Annotated in this window: 15 protein-coding genes; 6 read left to right on the forward strand and 9 right to left on the reverse strand. The window is 71.1% G+C overall.

The features are described from left to right. Positions 1-182: 182 nt before the first annotated feature. Positions 183-1,073, reverse strand: a complete 891-nt coding sequence (locus AC3AGO_RS30570; RefSeq protein ID WP_487823500.1) for a helix-turn-helix transcriptional regulator — start codon at positions 1,071-1,073, stop codon at positions 183-185. Positions 1,074-1,298: 225 nt separating this feature from the next. Here AC3AGO_RS30570 and AC3AGO_RS30575 point away from each other — a divergent pair, with 225 nt between their 5' ends. The 3 genes from AC3AGO_RS30575 (at position 1,299) to AC3AGO_RS30585 (ending at position 5,395) form a co-directional block, all read left to right on the forward strand. Then, complete coding sequence (locus AC3AGO_RS30575) at positions 1,299-2,804, forward strand: UbiD family decarboxylase (protein WP_487823501.1); 1,506 nt, start codon at positions 1,299-1,301, stop codon at positions 2,802-2,804. Positions 2,805-3,411: 607 nt separating this feature from the next. Then, positions 3,412-4,167, forward strand: a complete 756-nt coding sequence (locus AC3AGO_RS30580) for an SDR family oxidoreductase (RefSeq protein WP_487823502.1) — start codon at positions 3,412-3,414, stop codon at positions 4,165-4,167. A gap of 361 nt (positions 4,168-4,528) precedes the next feature. Beyond that, the gene (locus AC3AGO_RS30585; protein ID WP_487823503.1) at positions 4,529-5,395 is read left to right on the forward strand and encodes a LysR family transcriptional regulator; all 867 of its coding nucleotides are present in this window, start codon (positions 4,529-4,531) and stop codon (positions 5,393-5,395) included. Here AC3AGO_RS30585 and AC3AGO_RS30590 read toward each other — a convergent pair. The 6 genes from AC3AGO_RS30590 to AC3AGO_RS30615 all read right to left on the reverse strand — a co-directional run bounded on the left by AC3AGO_RS30590 (position 5,376) and on the right by AC3AGO_RS30615 (position 11,176). Further along, positions 5,376-6,629: a GDSL-type esterase/lipase family protein gene (locus AC3AGO_RS30590; protein WP_487823504.1), complete on the reverse strand. Its 1,254-nt coding sequence runs from the start codon at positions 6,627-6,629 to the stop codon at positions 5,376-5,378. The genes AC3AGO_RS30585 and AC3AGO_RS30590 overlap by 20 nt on opposite strands. A 76-nt stretch (positions 6,630-6,705) precedes the next feature. Beyond that, a complete protein-coding gene (locus tag AC3AGO_RS30595) occupies positions 6,706-7,275 on the reverse strand; it encodes a TetR/AcrR family transcriptional regulator (protein WP_487823505.1) in 570 nt (189 codons plus the stop codon). A gap of 260 nt (positions 7,276-7,535) precedes the next feature. Further along, on the reverse strand, positions 7,536-8,321 hold the full coding sequence (locus AC3AGO_RS30600) for an acetoin reductase (RefSeq protein ID WP_487823506.1): 786 nt from the start codon (positions 8,319-8,321) through the stop codon (positions 7,536-7,538). A gap of 74 nt (positions 8,322-8,395) precedes the next feature. Further along, positions 8,396-9,421, reverse strand: coding sequence for an NAD(P)-dependent alcohol dehydrogenase (locus AC3AGO_RS30605; protein ID WP_487823507.1), 1,026 nt, complete (start codon positions 9,419-9,421; stop codon positions 8,396-8,398). Continuing rightward, the gene (locus tag AC3AGO_RS30610) at positions 9,418-10,176 is read right to left on the reverse strand and encodes a metal-sulfur cluster assembly factor (protein ID WP_487823508.1); all 759 of its coding nucleotides are present in this window, start codon (positions 10,174-10,176) and stop codon (positions 9,418-9,420) included. The genes AC3AGO_RS30605 and AC3AGO_RS30610 overlap by 4 nt, the downstream gene beginning before the upstream one ends. Before the next feature lies 1 nt (position 10,177). Continuing rightward, entirely contained in the window at positions 10,178-11,176 is a 999-nt protein-coding gene (locus tag AC3AGO_RS30615; RefSeq protein WP_487823509.1) for an amidohydrolase family protein, read from the reverse strand. A 224-nt stretch (positions 11,177-11,400) separates the two neighbouring features. On the opposite strand from AC3AGO_RS30615, the gene AC3AGO_RS30620 reads away from it, so the two are divergent. Together AC3AGO_RS30620 and AC3AGO_RS30625 are read left to right on the forward strand one after the other, a co-directional pair. Then, a complete protein-coding gene (locus tag AC3AGO_RS30620; protein WP_487823510.1) occupies positions 11,401-12,915 on the forward strand; it encodes an AAA-type ATPase lid domain-containing protein in 1,515 nt (504 codons plus the stop codon). 116 nt (positions 12,916-13,031) lie between these two features. Then, a complete protein-coding gene (locus AC3AGO_RS30625) occupies positions 13,032-14,555 on the forward strand; it encodes a cellulase family glycosylhydrolase (RefSeq protein WP_487823511.1) in 1,524 nt (507 codons plus the stop codon). Positions 14,556-14,642: 87 nt separating this feature from the next. Here the strand turns inward: AC3AGO_RS30625 and AC3AGO_RS30630 are convergent, their stop codons facing one another. Continuing rightward, the gene (locus AC3AGO_RS30630) at positions 14,643-15,536 is read right to left on the reverse strand and encodes a helix-turn-helix transcriptional regulator (protein ID WP_487823512.1); all 894 of its coding nucleotides are present in this window, start codon (positions 15,534-15,536) and stop codon (positions 14,643-14,645) included. Positions 15,537-15,778: 242 nt separating this feature from the next. Between AC3AGO_RS30630 and AC3AGO_RS30635 the strand changes: the two genes are divergently transcribed. Then, positions 15,779-16,678: an NAD(P)H-binding protein gene (locus tag AC3AGO_RS30635; protein WP_487823513.1), complete on the forward strand. Its 900-nt coding sequence runs from the start codon at positions 15,779-15,781 to the stop codon at positions 16,676-16,678. Between the two features lie 18 nt (positions 16,679-16,696). On the opposite strand, the gene AC3AGO_RS30640 is transcribed toward AC3AGO_RS30635, so the two are convergent. After that, a complete protein-coding gene (locus tag AC3AGO_RS30640) occupies positions 16,697-17,719 on the reverse strand; it encodes an L-idonate 5-dehydrogenase (RefSeq protein WP_487823514.1) in 1,023 nt (340 codons plus the stop codon). Positions 17,720-17,775: the final 56 nt, after the last annotated feature.

A 17,775-nucleotide genomic window follows, 5' to 3' on the forward strand; every position in this document is an offset into this window, starting at 1 on the left:
CGTGTCCGGAGGAACCGGGAACCTGCGTGCTGACCGGAACAACGTACGGCCGCGCAGAAAGGTCACGCCCGACCGCCCGGGACACCCCGAACCGGTGACGGCCGGGCGGGGCGGCGGGACTTGGCGCCGGTTCCGGGGACGTTGCCGTACGGGCCCGGCCTGGCCCGCCCCTTGCCGTGCGCTCACGTCCGCGCGCCCGTCGCGCGGCGGCGGAAGGCCGTCGGGGTCTCGCCCGTGCGCCGGCGGAAGAACCGGGTGAAGAGGGTGCCCTCCGGGAAGCCGAGGCGTTCGCCGACGGCCGTACCGGACAAGTCGGTGTGCAGCAGCAGGCGTTTGGCCTCCAGCACCAGACGGTCGTCGATGAAGCGCTTCGCGCCGCAGCCGACGGCCGCGTGGGTGGCCCGGGTGAGCGTGCGGATGCTGTAGCCGAGGGCCGACGCGTAGTCCTCCACGCGGTGCCGGCGCGCGAAGTCCTCCTCCACTGCCTGCTGGAAGCGGTGGAACGCGGGGCTGCCGGCCGCCGGGTTCCGGTGTCCGCCCGGCAGGTGGGACAGCCGCAGCACGAGGATCTCCACCAGGTGCCGGACCACTTCGACATGGACTTCCAGCGGCAGGTCCGCCAGCCGCCGGTACTCGCTCTCCAGCATCTCCAGGGTGCGGCGCACCGCGGCGCCCGCCGGCCCCGTGGGCGTCAACGGCAGCCGCCAGGCGCGCCGGTCGAGCCGGGCGAGGTCGACCGTGGTTCCGCCGAGGAAGCTCGGCTGGAAGAGGACGACCGTTCCCTCGGCCGCGGTGGGGCCGGAGGTGAAGCGCAGGATCTGGCCCGGCCGGACCCACAGCCACGCGCCCTCGCCGACCGCGCACTCGGTGGAGTCCACCACGCAGAACACCACGCCGGACCGCACCGTGAGCAGCTGGTGGAAGGCGGGCCTGACCGGTGCGTACTCGTCGGTGCCGCGGGCGCGCGCCGCGGCGACGAGGCCCGCGAAATCGAGGACCTCCACACCGGGCGGGCCTCCCGGCGTGGCGGGGAACGCGAGGTCCGTGACCGCAAGCTGTCCGTTTTTGCTCATTCGATGTCCTCCAGCGGCACCTTACCCCGCGGATTCCGTGCATAGCGTGCGGACAAGAGGGCTACGGCCAGCCGTTCTTCGGCCGCGCGTGGTGCGGCGCCCGTGCCGTGTCGTGCCGTCCCGCGCCGTCGACGGCCGGCGGGCGCCGTGACCGAAAGCGCCCGTACGCCGCACCAAGCGGTCCGGTCCGCCGGGCCCGGCCGGGACACGAGAGAAGGAACCCGTATGACCCAGCAAGGCCCCGCGCTCAACTTCCGCGACTTCGTCGACGAGCTGCACGCCGCCGGGGACGCCGTCACCGTCGAGCAGACCGTTGACCCCCACCTGGAGGTGGGCGCGGTGACCCGCCGCGCGTACGAAACCCGGGCGGCAGCCCCGCTGTTCGGCTCCCTGCGCGGATCCGCGCCGGGCCACCGCATCCTCGGCGCGCCCGCAGGACTGAGCACACCCGACCGGGGCACGTACGGCAGGATCGCCGCACACTTCGGCCTGCCGCGCCGCAGCACACCCCGGGACATCCTGGAGCACCTCATCACCGCGATGCACGCGGATCCGCTGCCGCCCGTCGTTGTCCCCGGAACCGGCGCGCCCTGCAAGGAGAACGTCCGTACCGGAGACGCCGTCGACCTGGAGGAGTTCCCCGTACCGCTGCTCCACCAGGAGGACGGCGGGCGCTACTTCGGCACGTACGGGTTCCACATCGTGCGCAGCCCCGACGGACAGTGGACGAGCTGGTCGGTGGCGCGCACCATGCTGAACGGCCGCAACACCCTCGCGGGACCCGCCATGCCGCAGCAGCACATCGGCATGATCCACCAGATGTGGCGCGAGCAGGGGCTGCCGACCCCGTGGGCCATGGTCCTCGGCGCGCCGCCCGCGGCGCTCGCGGCGGCGGGCATGCCGCTGCCGGCCGGGGTCGACGAGGACGGGTACGTCGGCGCGCTCACCGGCACCCCGGTCGAGGTGACCCGTGCCGAGACCAGCGACCTGTACGTACCGGCCACCGCGGAGATCGTCCTGGAGGGGCACATCAGCCCCGAACAGACCGCGCCGGAAGGGCCGATGGGCGAGTACCACGGCTACTCCTTCGCGCACAGCAAGCCTCAGCCCCTCTTCCACGTGGAGGCGGTGACCCACCGCGACGACCCTGTGCTGCCCGTCTGCGCCGCCGGTCTGCCTCCGGAGGAGAACCACACGATCTGGGGCACGATGATCTCCGCCACCAGCCTCGACGTGCTGCGCTCGGCCGGACTGCCCGTCGACATGGCCTGGTGCTCGTACGAGGCGGCCACCTGCTGGATCGTCGTCTCCGTCGACCTCGAACGGCTGGGCCGGATGCGGACCACCGAGAGTGAACTGGTGCGGCAGGTGGCCGACGTCCTGTTCGGCTCGCACACCGGATGGCTGGTGCCCAAGGTGATCCTCGTGGCCGACGACATCGACATCACCGACATCGACCAGGTCGTGTGGGCGATGGCGACGCGCTACCGGCCCGGCGAGAACGAGCACTGCTTCCCGCAGGCGCCCGGCATCCCGATGGTCCCCTATCTGACCCCGGAGGAAGCGGCCGCGGGCCGCGGCGGCAAGTCCGTCACGAGCTGCCTGCAGCCGGAGAACTTCCGCGGCACGACGCGAGGCACGACGGCGTCCTTCCGCACCTCGTACCCGGCCGCGCTCCAGCAGCACGTCCTCGACAACTGGGCCGCGTACGGCTTCGGTTCGGGCTCCTGATCCGGCTGCGGATTCGGGTGCGGCCAGGGCTTGGGGGCTCCGGCCCCGGCGGTGTCGCCACGGCTGACCCGTCGGTGTCGCCACGGCCGAGGGGCGGGGCGGACACCGCTCGCAAGGTGTCCGCCCCGCCTGATGGGCCCGCTCTCTTCCGTGTCCGTCTCCGGGAACGTCGCTTCCGTCACGCGAGAACCTGACCGCCAGGCGGGGTGATCAGGCCCTCGAACAGCGGGAGTTCGGAGGGATCCGGCATCGCGCGTGCTGACCGGAACAACGGATGATCGTGCAGAAAGGTTACGCCTGGGGTGTGGACCGGGGGTGGGACCTTGGTGTTCGGTGACGGTCGGCGCGGTGCGGGGCTGGGGGCCGGTGGGGGCCCGTGTCGTGTGGGGCCGGGTGTGCGTGGGCCGGCCGGTGGCCCGTACGGACCAACCGGTCCCGTCGCCCGTTCCCCGCTTCGTACCGTGCGTGACCTGCGGTTATCCGTGTGACGAGTAGGGCTACTCGATCTTTCTGTTTCCGCCGGGGGCCGGGCCGTTCCTAGCGTGAGTGGTGCAAGGCGGTGCTCGGTCGTGCCGGGCGCATCCACCACGCAGAAGGGCCGAGAGGCATGAGTGACAAGCAGCTCGAGGGCAAGACGGCAGTCGTCGCCGGAGGCGCGAAGAACCTGGGCGGCCTCATCAGCACACAGCTCGCCGAGGCCGGGGCGAACGTGGTCGTGCACTACCACGGCGACTCCTCCGCCTCCGACGCGGAGAGCACGGCGAAGGCCGTACGGGAAGCCGGTTCGCAGGCGGCCCTCGTGCAGGAGGATCTCACCCGAGTCGCGGGCGTACGCAGCCTGTTCGACAAGGCGGTCGACGCGTTCGGCGGCGTGGACGTCGCCGTGAACACCACCGGCATGGTGCTGCGCAAGCCCATCGCGGACACCTCGGAAGAGGAGTACGACCGGATGTTCGCGATCAACTCGAAGGCCGCGTACTTCTTCCTCCAGGAAGCGGGCAACCGGCTCAACGACAACGGCCGCATCATCAGCCTCGTGACCTCGCTGCTCGCCGCATTCACCGACGGCTACTCGACGTACGCCGGTGGGAAGGCCCCGCTGGAGCACTTCACGCGGGCGGCGGCGAAGGAGTACGCGGAGCGCGGCATCTCCGTGAACAACGTGGCCCCGGGCCCGATGGACACCCCCTTCTTCTACCCCCAGGAGACCGAACAGCGGGTGGAGTTCCACAAGTCGCAGGCGCTCGGCAACCGCCTGACGCAGATCGAGGACATCGCCCCGCTGGTCAAGTTCCTCGCCACGGAGGGCGGTTGGATCACCGGCCAGACCATCTTCGCCAACGGCGGCTACACGACGCGGTGATCCGCTGTCGCGGGAGTCGCCGTGTGGCCGGGGCGCGTCGCCGTGCCGTCCCACGGGGGAGGGCGGCACGGCGGGGCCTCGGGCGGTCGCGCTGAGGGCCGGCGCCCTTGCGGCCCGGGCGGGCCGTACGGTTCCGGAGCGCGCTCGCCCGGACCGGCCAGGTGCCCCTGGCCCCGGGCCCCGGCCCCCGGACCGGCGACGCCTGTCCGTTCGCCGGGCGGCCAGGCGGCATCCTGGTCGCGGCGTCGCGGCGTCGCGGCGTCGCGGTGGCCTCCGCTGGGCGTCGCTTCGGTGGTGGGTCGCGTCGGGCGGGGCCGTATGCGTACGAGAGGGAGAGGGCCGGAGCGTGGATTTGCGGCGGTTGGAGCATTTGATCGTGGTGGCCGAGGAGGCCGGGTTCACGCGGGCCGCGGCCCGGCTGCATCTGAGTCAGCAGGCGCTGAGCACCTCGATCCGTACGCTGGAGCGGCAGGTCGGCGTACGGCTTCTCGACCGGTCGCACCAGCACGTGGAGCCCACCCCCGCCGGGCAGGCGCTCGTCGACGACGCGCGTGCGCTGCGGGCGCAGGCGCAGGCCGCTCAGGAGCGGGCCCGCCGTATCGGCCGCGGCGAACAGGAGCGGCTGCGCATCGCGCACACGCCGGCCGTCACCGCGGAAGAGGTCGCCGGGCTGCTCGCCCGGGCCCGGGTCGAGGCGCACGGCATCCACGCGCAGGCCCAGCAGCTGTTCCCCGACGAGCTGCGCGAGCAACTCCTCAGCGGGGCCAGCGACATCGGGCTGGCCCGCGCCGTGCCGCCCACCGCCGGACTCACCCGCGCCCAGATCGCCTCCCACCGGCTGCGCGTCGCCGTCCCCGCGGGCCATCACCTTGCTGAACGGTCCCACGTACAGCTCACCGACCTGCGCGACGAACAGATCATGGTGTGGGGGCAGCCGGGGCGCTCCGGCTATACGGATCTGCTGATCGGCCTGTGCCGGCAGGCCGGTTTCGAGCCCGACACCGAACGCAATCCCGTTCAGGGCACGCCTCCGGTGACCGCCGTCATCGCCACCGGCCACGTCGCGTTCGTGACGGCGCCCGCGGGCCCGGCGGCCGGCGGCGCGGCCCACGTACTCGACCTGGAACCGGCGGTCCTCGTACCGGTGCACGCCCTCTGGGTCCCGCACACCACCTGCCCCAGCCGCGACACCTTCCTCGCCGAGGACCTCACGGACGGCAACGGCTGACGACATGGACGGCAACGGCTGACGCCAGCCGCCGCCCAACTCCGTGCCGCCGCGGTGGGGTTGGATCAGGCTGTGGGGAGGGGCCGTCGGGGGTGAGGGCGAGCTTGGCGAAGCGCTCGCCGATGCGGCGGTGGGCCGCGGCGTCCGGGTGGACCTCGTCGGGCAGGGGGAGTTCGGCGTAGTCGGCCTCGCCGTAGAGCTCCCGGCCGTCGAGGTAGTGCAGGTTCGGGTCCTGTGCGGCGCGCTGCTCCACGATGCGCGCCAGTTCGTCGCGGATGACGTTCAACGTGAGCTTCCCGGCGGCGCGTTCGGCCGGATCGCCCGTGGCCCGGAACGCGATCCGGCCCTCGCTCATCCCGCTGAAGTCCGGGGCGAGCGGGCCCGGCGTGTCCTCGTGGGTGGGGCACAGGATGGAGGAGACGACCAACAGCGGGGTGTCGGGGTGACCGTCGCGGAGGGTGTCGAGGAAGCCGTGGACGGCGGGCGTGAAGGCCCGCAGCCGCATCACGTCGGCGTTGACGAGGTTGATGCCGAGCTTGACGCTGATCAGGTCGGCAGGCGTGTCGCGCATGGCCCGGGCGGTGAACGGGTCGAGCAGCGCGCTGCCGCCGAAGCCCATGTTGACCAGTTCCACCCCGCCGAGCGACGCGGCGAGCGCGGGCCACGTGGTGGTCGGGCTCGCCGCGTCGGAGCCGTGGCTGATCGAACTGCCGTGGTGCAGCCACACCTTGCGGCCCGGGTCGCGCGCGGGCTCGACGGGGGCGTCGGTGCGCAGCGCGAGAAGTTCGGCGTTCTCGTTGTGCGGCAGCCAGATCTCGACGTCCTTGGGGCGGTCGGGCAGGCCGGTGAAGCGTACGGTGCCGCCCGGCCCGGCCTGGGTCTCGGCGGTTCCCGCGGTCATGTCGATGGTCAGGGTGTTGCCGCCGGTCACGCTGTCCTGCCCGGCCAGTTGACCGTCGACGAGCAGGTCGTACACGCCGTCCGGGCGGGGCGGCGCGCCCACGTACACCCGCTTGGTGGCGACGGTGTCCAGCTCGACGGCTGTCGCCCGGGTACGGAACGCCAGCCGTACGCCCGAGGGTTGGGCCTCCGCCATCGCCAGCTGTCCGTCGCTGTTCTGGGCGCGGGCCCACGCGGGCAGCCGGTGCGGCAGGATGCCGCGCCCGGTGTGCTCCACGTCGAGCGCGCCGCGCAGCAGGTCCGCGGTGAGGGGGGTGGTGGTCCAGTTGTCCATGGTGTTCAGTGCCTCAGACTGTCGGTCACAGTGATTCGGTTACGCGCCGGGCTCCGCCGTCACGCGCCGGACTCCGTTACGCCGTGGGCCAGTTGCGCAGCAGCGCGTCGAGGGCGTCCATCGTGCGGTCCCACGTCTCCTGGGAGTCGGGGGCGCTGTGGCTGAACGCGCCGGTCAGCTCCTGATTGACGTAGCCGTTGAAGACGCTGCCCAACAGCCGTACCGCATGGGTCTGGTCGGGCTCCGTCAGGTCGTAGCCGCGCAGGATCGCGCGCGTCATCTGCGCGTGCCGGACTCCGGCGCTGCCGGCCGCCGTCTCCGGATCGAGCCGGATCTGGGCCGCGGCCCAGCGGCCCGGGTGCTCGCGGGCGTAGTCGCGGTAGACGTTCGCCAGGGCGGTCAGCGCGTCCTTGCCGGCCCGCCCGGCGAGCGCGGCCGAGCCACGGTCGGCGAGCTCTTCGAGGGCGAGCAGGGCGATGCGGGTCTTGAGGTCCTGCGAGTTCCTCACGTGCGAATACAGGCTCGCGACCTTGACGTCGAAGTGTCTGGCCAGCGCCGAGACGGTCACGTCCCCGAAGCCCACCTCGTCGGCAAGCTCCGCGCCCGCCCGCGTCAGCCGCTCCGCGCTCAGCCCCGCGCGCACCATGTCCGCATCCTCTCGTTCAGCTGAGTCCTTCAGCTAAGTCGATTATGCGGGTGCCTAATACCTTTAGGCAAATACAGGTCCGAGTTAGGCGCGTGTGCTGCGTGACGGGCGGTCCGGGGCGGCGTGGGAGGCCCGTACCGAGGAGGACGAGGACGCCCTCGGCGAGGCAGCCATGGACTGCCTCCCCGAGGTGACCGTGCGACGGTTCTCCTCCAGCCGTCCTGTCCTCGGTGCGGCGCCCCCGTTCCACCGGGGGCGAGTCAGGAGAACTGGATGCCGCCGTCGATCATCACCGACTGGCCGGTCATGTAGTCGGAGTCCGGCGAGGCGAGGTACGACACGAAGGAGGCCACGTCCTCCGGCACGGACACCCGGCCGAGATGGATGAGTTCCGAGTACTTCTGGATCGCCGCGCCCTTGCGCAGCCCTTCGTTGTCGGCGAGTTTTTCGTCGATGTAGTCCCACATCGCTGTGCCGACGATGCCGGGGCAGTAGGCGTTCACGGTGATGCCGTGCTGCGCCCATTCCATCGCCGCGGCCTGGGTGAGCCCGCGGACCGCCCACTTCGACGCCGAGTAGGACGCCAGCAGGGGGAAGGGCCGGTACGCCACGATCGACGCCGCGCCGATGATCTTGCCCCCGCCACCCTGCTTGATCATCTGCTTGGCCGCTGCGGTGTAACAGAGGTGTACGCCACGGACGTTGACCGACATGACCTCGTCGAATTCCTCGGGCGTGACCTCCAGTAGGGGCTTCACGTTGGCGATCCCGGCGTTGGCGATCATCACGTCGAGGTGCCCGAGCTGGGCCACCGTCCCGTCGACCATGCCCTGTGTCTCGTCCGGCCGGGACACATCCGCCACGACGACGGCGGAACGCCTGCCCTTCGCGGCGATCTCGTCGGCGACCTCCTTGAGCTGTCCGCTGTTGGCCTCGATGTCGTTGACCGCCACATCGAGGCCGTCGTCGGCCAGCCGCAGGGCGATGCTCTTGCCGATCCCTCGTGCCGCACCGGTGACGAGCGCAACTCGCGGTGAACTGGCCATGATTCCTCCACTGGGTTGTGATTCTTCGTGCGGATGGTGTTCTCGCGGCACAGACTTCTCCCGGCCGGTCCGGATCAGGGGACGAGAATGGCGCGGCCCCGGACGCGGCCCGCGTCGAGGTCGTCGAGGGCTTCCTGGAAGCGGTCGAGCGGGTACGTGGCCGTGTGCAGCCGTACGCGGTCCTGCGCGGCGAGGATCATCAGCTCGCACAGGTCGTTGTAGGTGCCGACGAGATTGCCGATGAAGTTGATCTCCGAGGAGATGATGTCGATGGTCGGCACGTCGATGTTCTCGCCGTAGCCGACGACGTAGTAGTCGCCCGCGCGCCGCAGCATCCGCACTCCGTCGCGCGTCGCCCCGCCCTCGCCGACGAAGTCGACCACCACTTCCGCTCCGTGACCGCCCGTCAGTTCCCGTACATGCTCGGCCTGTTGGCCGTCGGCGACGATGCCGTGGTCGGCTCCGATGGTGGACGCGAGCTTCACCGCGTCGGGGTGGCGGTCGACGACGACGATCGTGGCGGCCGTGAGGGCCCGCAGTACCTGGACGCCGATGTGTCCGAGCCCGCCCGCGCCGATCACCACGCAGGTGTCGCCGGGCCGCAGCCGTCCCGCTGCCTTGGCCACCGCGTGATAGGCCGTCAGGCCCGCGTCGGCCAGGGCCGCGACGTCGGAGGGCTCCAGGGAGTCGTCGATGCGGACGACGCTGCGCGCCGAGGTCCTGAGGTACTCGGCGTAGCCGCCGGCGGTGTCGATGCCGGGGAAGAGGCTCTGCTCGCAGTGCACATCGTCGCCGGACCGGCAGGCCCGGCACAGTCCGCAGGTGATGAGCGGGTGCACGATGACCTTGTCGCCCTCGGCGACGTTGGTGACGGCGCTGCCGACAGCGTGCACCCATCCGGCGTTCTCGTGCCCGATGGTGTACGGCAGGGTCACACCGGACTTCTCGGCCCACTGCCCTTCGAGGATGTGCAGGTCCGTACGGCACACGCCCGCGCCGCCGATCTTCACGACCACGTCGTACGGTCCGGTGACCGAGGGCACGGGGAGCTCGGTCAACTCCGGCTTCCTGTGGTATCCGACGACCTGGACTGCCTTCATGATGCGTTCTCCTTGTGCGGCGGGCGGGCGCACGAGGGGTCCTCGGCGCGTGGGGTCTGGTCAGGGGCTGAGTCGGGGTAGCGGGTGCGCAGCAGGCCGCGGCAGAAGTGGGCGTTGCCGTCGATCGAGACCCGTACGGAGCGGGCGAACCGCAGCCGCAGCGGGGCCTCGCCGGGCGGGAAGGGCTGCCCGTGGTCGTCGACGAGGACGGGCGCGGACGCCTCCGTACCGAATCCGAGCGCTGCCCGACGGCGCCGCAGCGCGCGGGTCGTTGCCACCTCGGGCAGATCGCCCAGCACCACGGTGTGCAGCTCTTCCTCGCGGAGCCGGGAGTCCTGGCGCAGCAGCGCGGTGAGGGAGCGTTCCATGGCGGCGGCGTGTGCCTTGCGGCGGAACGTGAGCCGCAGCGCGTCGAGATCGGTGTCGGCTTCCGCGCCGAAGGTGCCGACGTAGCCGGCGTCGGCGGCCAGTCCGCGGTTGATGAGGTCGGAGTCGTGGTGGTCGTCGAGGACCACCGTGACGGGGCCCGCGCCGGGGAGCGCCGTGAGGACGTCCTTGGCGTCGGAGGCCATCAGATAGGCGAAGTTGGGGCTGCAGAACGACGTCGGCAGCCGGAGGTGCACGGTGACGCCGCCGGTCTCGTCCGCTTCGAGGGAGCGGACGAAGCCGAGGTCGGTGACCGGTTCGTCGAGTTCGGGGTCGTACACGCCGTCGAGTGCCCGCAGGGCGCGTGCGTGCAGTGAGGGGGAGGTCATGTCACACCTCCACGGTCCGGCCGGCGGTGTGGGCGGCGGGTACGGGGATGTCGTACATGGCGGCCGCGTTGAGCCCGAGGATCTTCTTCTTCTGGTCCACGGTGAGCGGCGGATACTCGGTCATGTCCTCGGGGATCTGGAAGTCGACGAATCGCTCGATCAGCCAGCGCGGGGTCCAGAGCGCGTAGTCGCTGGAGAACTGGATGCGGTCCTCGTCGAGCCAGTAGAGGAGTTCGCCGATGATCTGGGCGAAGTACCGCGGGCGGCTGTGGATGAACGGCATGGCGACTGCCAGCCCGGCGTGCACGTTCGGCTCCTGGGTGGCGATCCAGCAGAAGTCCTCCAGCCGCGGCAGTCCGCAGTGCTCGACGACGAAGTTCAGGTCGGGGAAGTCCGTTGCCGCCTTGTCGACATCGGCGACGTCGAACGCGTCGCGGTCCAGCGGGCGGATGGTGGGGCCCTTGTGGATGTGGATGTTCTTGATGCCGAGCTCCTGCGCGGCCTCCAGGTAGCGGTACGACCACAGGTCGTCGAGCTTGTAGCCGCGGGAGTCGCCGTACCACTCGGCGGTGTAGAGCTTGGCGCCCTTCAGCTGGAACCGTTCGGCGTCCCGCCGCAGCTGGTCGAGGCCGGACTGTTCGTACCGCGGGTCCCAGCAGTGGTTGTACGTCAGCTTGTCGGGGTGCTTGCTCGCCAGCGCGAAGGACGCCTCCGTCTGGCCGAAACCGTTGCGGTAGAAGGCGGCCAGCCGGGCGGGCTGGAAGATGGCGTGATCGACGTACCCGTTGTCGAACAGGTCCTTCATGAGCCGGTCGCCGCCGTAGTGCAGGAACTCCTCGTACGGCCACAGCTCGGATTCCGGGCTGAGGTTGCGGTGGTAGTCGTAGAAACAGTCGATGAACTGCTTTCCGTGGATGTTGAGCTGGTTGTCGGGGCGCGCGTCCCACAGGGCGATGTGGGCGTCGACGATGAAGTAGCTCTCGCCGTCCTTGCTGTACATGTGCGGCCTCCCTGTGCGTCATTGCGGGCCCGTCATCGCTGACTGCCGGCAGTACGGGCTGCCGGGACTGCGGGCTGCTGTCCAGTGACGCTAGGCACACGGACGTTCACGGGGGAGCCGTCCGGTGTCTCACTTTGAGACACCGCGACCGGTGGCTCCCGGCCGCGCCCGCAGTAGTCTTTCGGCCACGGACCGGCGCAACGACGCGTTGAGTGGAGGTCGCCGTGGAGGAACACCGGAGCACGCGGCCACCGGAGGCCGCCCGGCGGGGCCCGGCAGCCGGCGAAGCGGTCGCCCTGGCCCCGCGGCTGCGCGCTTCCTGGCAGCGCAGCCGGCGGTACGGGGTGACGCCGGAGGAGATGCGGCCGGTGTTCACCGGCTCCGTGGACACCGACTCGCTGCTGTACGAATGCGGGCACGAGGTGCTGCGCGGACTGCAGACGACCCTCTCCGAGGAACCCGTCAGCATGATGATCACCGGCAGCGACGGGCTCGTGCTGTGCCGGCTGTGCGACGACACCTCCATCAACCGGTCGCTCGACCGGGTCCATCTGGCGCCCGGCTTCTACTTCGCCGAGAGCAACGCGGGCACCAACGGCCTCGGCCTCGCCCTCGCCGACCGCGCGCCCTCCCTCGTACGGGCCGGCGAGCACTACTGCACCGACCTCAAGGGCTACACCTGCGCCGCCGTCCCCGTACTCGACCCCGTCACGGGCGAGTTGGCGGGCAGCGTGAACCTGACGACCTGGTCCGACTCCTCACCGAACCTGCTGCTGGCCCTCGCACAGGCCGCCGCGTCCAACACCTCGGCGCTCATGCTGACGCGCGGCACCGGCCGGCGGGCGAGGCCCGCTCCGCGCGGCGAGGTGTTCCAGGTGTACGCGAGCCGCACCGAGGGCGTGCACAAGTCCCCGTCCCTCTCGGCTCGTTGGACCGACGCGGTCGCGGAGGCCCGTACGGCGATGGCCCGCGGGCAGGCGCTCGCCGTCGTGGGCGAGGCCGGAGCGGGCAAAGCGGCCCTCGCCTCCGCGGCACGCCGGGAGATCAGACTGCGCGAACGCATCCTGTGCGCCCGGCCCCCGGGTCCGGAGGGCATCGACGAATGGCTGACGCTGTGGGCGCCCGAACTGGCCAAGGACGACACCTGCGTCATCGTCGCCGGAGTCGACCGGCTGCCCGCGTGGGCCGCCGAGGAACTGGCCCGGCTGTTCACCGCCAGCCTGCGCACGGGCCGGGAGGCCGGGGGACTGCAGCCGTTCGTGGTCACGGCCGAGGAGTACGCGGCCGTACCGGAACCGCTGCAATGCCTGGTCGGCGCCGTGGCCGAGGCACCGGCGCTGCGCTTCCGCCCCGACGACGTCCTCCCGCTCGCCGGGCACTTCGCGCGACAGCACCGCGGCCGTACGGTCTCGTTCTCCCCGGCGGCGTCCCGGGCGCTGACGGACCATCACTGGCCGGGAAACGTACGGCAGTTGCGGAGCGTCGTGCGCGACGCGTCCTCCCGTACGGACGTGGTCGACGTCCGGCACCTCCCGGCGGAGGTCTTCACGGGCTCGGGGCGGCGGCTCAGCCGCATGCAGGCCCTGGAACGCGACGAGATCGTGCGCTGTCTGTCCGAACCCTCGACCACCGTGGCACAGGCCGCGGACAGCCTCGGCATGAGCCGGGCGACCGTCTACCGGAAGATGGTGCAGTACAACATCAACATGCCGGGACGGACCCACCGCGGTCGGAGCTGACGGGTCCTCAGGAGAGCTGTGGGGTCCGAGAGTTGGCCGGTACAGGGGTCTACTCCGGGGAGTGACTCGTGCTTACTCTTGGGTAACGCGTGAACCGACCTCTGGAGCCGCCCCCCATGCGCGCTGCCCGCAGTGCTCGTCTGCTCGCCCTGGCCCTGTCCACCGCCACCGCCGCGCTGCTCGCCGCGCCCGGCACCGCGTCGGCGTCCCCGCCCGGCACCGCGTCCGCCGCACCGCCCGGAGCGCCATCGGGCGAGGCCGCGCCCCGCTGGGGGACGGAAGGGCGCTGGCTCACCGACGAGCAGGGCCGGGTGGTGCTCACCCAGGGCATCAACGAGGTGGAGAAGAACGCCCCTTACGCCCCCGACGCCATCGGCTTCGGCGAGGACGACGCGGCCTTCCTCCAGCGCGAGGGCTTCACGTCCGTACGCCTCGGGGTGATCTGGGCCGGCGTGGAGCCGCAGCCCGGCAAGTACGACGACGCCTATCTGGCGCGCATCCGGAAGACCGTGGACATCCTGCACCGGCACGGCATCGCCGCGCTGCTCGACTTCCACCAGGACATGGTCAACCCCCGCTTCCAGGGCAACGGCTGGCCCGACTGGGCGGTCCTCGACAAGGGCGCGCCCAACGTCATCAAAGCCGGCTTTCCCGCCAACTACTTCCTCAACCTCGGGGTGAAGAACTCCTACGACAGCTTCTACGAGAACCGCCCCGCCGCCGACGGCACCGGCCTCGCCGACCACTACGCCGCCGCCTGGGCACACGTCGCCGAGACCTTCCGCGGCACACCGGGGGTGATGGGCTTCGACCTGTTCAACGAGCCCCACCCCGGCAACGACTTCCTCGGCTGCATGCTGCCCACCGGCTGCAGGAAGCAGGACGCGCGGCTGTCCGCCGTACAGCAGAAGGCTGTTGACGCGATCCGCCGCGTCGACTCCGAGACGACGATCTACTACGAGCCGATGATGTTCTTCAACATCGGCATCCCGACCCGGGTGAAGCTCACGGGCCGGAACCTGGCGATGTCCTTCCACGACTACTGCACCTCGCAGGCCGTGCTGCACAACTACTTCGGCTGCAAGGTCCCCGATGCGCAGGTGTTCGCCAACGCGGAGAAGCAGGCGGCCGAACATCAACAGGGGCTGCTGCTCACCGAGTTCGGCGCCATCACCGCGCAGGACGTGCTGCGTTCGCAGACCGACCTCGCGATGAAGAACAAGGTCGGCCACCAGTACTGGGCCTACACCGGAAACGACCCGACCACCGCGGGCCCCGGTGACGAACAGGCCCTGGTCTTCAACCCGAAGCACAAGCCCGCCGACGCCAACGTCGACTGGAAGAAGCTCGACGCCGTGGCCGTCCCGCACCCCAACAGGGTGGCCGGCACGCCAGGACCGTACGCGTACGACCGGGACGCCCGTACGCTCAGCCTCCGCTACACGCCGCAGAAGGCGGGCGGTGGCACGTTCGGTCCCGGCTCGGTCACCACGGTCCGCGTCCCCGCGCACAAGTACCCCGAGGGCTACACGGTGCGGGCCGAGGGCGCCCGCGTCACCTCCGACGCCGACGCCTCCACACTCACCCTCGCGCTGGAGCCGGGAGCGGACAGCGTGAAGGTGACGGTGGGGCCGAAGTAGGGGTGAGGGCGGTCGGGCAGGAGCCGAGCCGTGTGCCCGATGTCTCCGGAGGGCAGCACGCCGCGGGGTATGAGCGCCGGAGGCGGCTCAACCCGGGGCGTGCAGCGGTCTGTTGGTGTCCCTCGGGTTCGGGTGGTCGCTTTCCGGGGGTGCTGCCAGGCGGTGCAGCGCGGTCGAGGTCGCGTCGTTCGCCGGGTGGAAGGCCCAGATCCTGTGGCCCTCGCTTCCCGGCAGGTCCAGGACGTGCTGGTCGAGTGCGAGCGTGCCGGCCCTCGGATGTCGGAGGAGTTTCCTGTCGATCGCTTTCTCGTAGAGATGGTGCTCGTCCCAGGCGGTTCTGAAGACGTCGCTGTGCGCGGACAGTTCCTTCACGAGCTGTGTGAGGCGGGCCGGCTCCGTACGTGAGCCGGCCTGCGATCGGAGGGCCGCCACCATGCAGCGGGCGAGTTCGGGCCACTCAGTGAAGAAATCCTGTGCGCCGGGGGCGAGGAAGACCAGGCGGGCGTAATTGTCCCGGGGTTCCAGCCCTTCGTGGAGGGAATCGCCGAGGGGATTGCTGTCCACGATGTCGAGACATCGGTCGACCAGCAGAGCGGGGACTGTCATGGAGTCGAGCAGCCGGCGGACGGAACGCAGACGATCCGGGTCCATGCGGGGTGTGCCGCCGTCCACGGCAGCCCCCGTATCGGAGGTATCGGAGAGTTCACACAGGTGGCGTGCCGATACGGCGTCCAGCAGCAACGCCTCGCACAGGCCCTCCAGCACTGCGCGGGACGGTCGGCGTTCCCTTCCCTGTTCGAGGCGTACGTAGTAGTCGGTGCTGATGCCGGCCAGGAATGCCACTTCGTCCCGCCGCAGTCCGGGCACCTGGCGCTGTGGCCCCGCGGCCAGCCGGTGCTGTTCGGGCCGCACCCGACTCCGTCTGGCACGCAGGAACGCCGCCAGCGGCTCGTCTCTGCCGTGTCGCCCGGAAACCTTCATACCGCCAGCGTACGGACCAGGCGTTCACCGGCGCCGGGCTCACCCTCGGGGGTGGGTGCAGCGCTCCTACCCGCCCCGTTCGTCGGCTGGCTAGCGTGCCGAACGCTCACCGAAAGGTCCGGATCCCAGCCGAGCCACGGCCTCGCCTGCCCTGCCCGTGCCGGGAAAGGCAGCAGGACGCCGTGCGACCGCGGCCGGCTTTCCGGAGCCAGTACAGAACGCCGAGGAAAAGAGATACATCGATGTTCGTCATCACCGGCGCCAATGGCCGTACCGGACGTGCCGCTGCCGTACACCTGCTCGCGGCCGGACACCGCGTCCGAGTCGTCGGCCGGTCGGCCCGGCGGCTCGCCGACCTTGCCGCGCGGGGCGCCGAGGTGTGGGAAGCCGACCCCCTCGACCCGGCCGCGCTGACGGATGCCTTCCGGGGCGCGGAGGGCGTCTACGCGGTGCTCCAGCCCAACTACATCGCCGATCACCCCGACTTCGGCGGCTTCCAGGACCAGGTGGCGGACTCCCTGGCCACGGCGGTCGCCGAGTCCGGCGTGACCCGCGTCGTCGGCCTCAGCAGCTGGGGCGCCGGACACCCCGAAGGCACCGGACCGGTCAGAGGGCTCCACCGTTTCGAGCGGCGCCTCTCGGCTGTCCCCGGTGTCGACACGCTGTTCTTGCGGGCCGGCTACTTCATGGAGAACTTGCTGGACCACATCGACGCGGCCAGGGCCCACCACCGCGTCAGCGCCCCCTTCGATCCCGACGTTCCCCTGCCCTTCGTCGCCACTTCCGACGTCGGGGCACGGGCGGGGGAGGAACTCGCCGCCGGCACCTGGCACGGTACGGAGGTCCTGGAGCTCCAGGGGGAACGCGACGTGAGCATGCGGGAAGCCGTGGGCGTGATCGCGAAAGCCGTGAGTGCGGACGACTTCACCTATGAGTGGACCAGCCTCGCCGAATTCCACGCGGAACTCCGTGGCAGCGGCGTGTCCGCCGGCGTCGCGGACATGATGGCCGAAGTCGGCGAAGCCGTGAACTCCCGCCACATGCGGACGGAGCAGCCGCGTACGGTCCGCACCTCCACTCCCACCTCCATCGAACGGTTCATCGAGGAGGAGTTCGTTCCCCGGTACGTTGCGGCCCGGTGATGCGTCTCGCGCCCGCCATCAGCTCAGGTCCAGCAGGACCTTGGAGGCCACTGTCCGGTCGTGGGCGATGTCGAAGGCCGCCCGGGCGTCCGCGAGGGGGAAGGAGTGCGTGACGATCGCGTCGACGGGCAGGCCCTCGCCGAGCAGAGCGAGCGCCTCGTCGAACTCGGTGTCGAAGCGGAAGGCGCCGCGCAGTTCCAGTTCCCGGGTGACGGCGACGTTGCCCAGCAGGGGGACTTCGCCGGGCGGCAGCAGGCCCAGGAGGACGACGGTGCCTCCGCGGCGCGCCCGTTCCACGCAGCTGCGCAGGCCGGCGGGGGCTCCGGAAGCCTCGACCGCGATGTCGAACGGGCCGCCCCAGGCCGGGCTTTCGGGGTCGTCGGCGCGTACCGTGCCGGTGGCTCCGGAGGCGGCGGCGATGCGGAGGGGCATGTCGAGGAGGTCGCTGACCACGACTTCGGCGGCGCCCCTGTGCCGCAGCACCGCCGCGACCAGGCAGCCGATCGGTCCGGCTCCGGTGACCAGGGCGCGTTTGCCGTGCACCTCGCCGGCCCGGTGCACGGCGTGTACGGCCACCGCGAGGGGTTCGGCCAGCACGGCCCGCCGCAGGCTCAAGTCTGCCGGAAGAACGCGCAGTTGCTCCGCCGGTACGGTCACACTCTGGGCGAAGCCGCCCTGGACGTGCGGGGTGCGGGCAGCGCTGCCCAGGTAGCGGGTGTCGGAACAGATGTTGCGCCGGCCCTCCGCGCAGTGCGGGCAGTGGTCGCAGGGTGTGGCGGGGTGTACGGCCACCGGGGTGCCGGGGGTCGGCCCGTCGTTGTCGCTACCGAGGGACGAGACATGGCCGACGATTTCGTGCCCGAGCACCATCGGCTCCCGGACGGTGAAGTCGCCGACTCGGCCGTGCTGGTAGTAGTGCAGGTCGGAGCCGCAGATGCCGCCGAAGGCGACGGTGACGGCCGCCTGGCCCGGCTCCGGTGCGGCGGGGGTGCGGTGCTCGACCCGGAGGTCTCCTGCCCGGTGGACGACGCAGGCTCGCATGGTGGGGATTTCCTTCCGTACGCGGTTTCCGTGCGCGGCTTCCGTATACGGCGTCC

This window comes from Streptomyces sp. BL1 (assembly GCF_057628045.1).